Origin of the sequence: Erythrobacter sp. HI0063, from assembly GCF_001635685.1 — a bacterium.
Classification (GTDB): Bacteria; Pseudomonadota; Alphaproteobacteria; order Sphingomonadales; family Sphingomonadaceae; genus Qipengyuania.
This window is the reverse complement of sequence record NZ_LWFF01000307.1, coordinates 1-365: the sequence shown is the minus strand read 5'-3', so window position 1 is coordinate 365 and position 365 is coordinate 1. Positions and strand designations below refer to the sequence as shown.

The following is a 365-nucleotide window of genomic DNA, read 5'->3' as shown; positions in this document are numbered from 1 at the left end:
GCAATGGGATGGTGGCGCGCGAACCAATCCGTCAGCTGACGCAGGAAGCCGAAATGGCGATTGGTCGTCACCAAAGAAAGGCCAAGGTCCTTTCGGGTCAACCGGGTCGGTGCATCGGCTTCACCATTGTCGATCTCGCGCTTCTGCCGCTGCTTAGCGAGCTGCTCGTTCTCCGCGATGAGAGCCTCGTATTCATCGACGATTTCGAGGATGGTCATCTCTTGCTGCTTCGGCGACCGCAGGAGTGTCGCACCGTGCACCCGCTCGAAGCAGTCGTTGAGCTTAACCAGATCATCATGCGTGATCTGGGCGAGCGGTCGACCTTCCAGTACGTCGTCGAGGAAACGTGCGGCGACCCCCGCCTG

General features: G+C 60.0%; 1 pseudogene. It reads right to left on the bottom strand.

From position 1 onward, the window contains the following. Positions 1–218 (bottom strand): annotated as a pseudogene (locus A3736_RS18020) (integrase); the annotation flags it as partial. Positions 219–365: the final 147 nt, after the last annotated feature.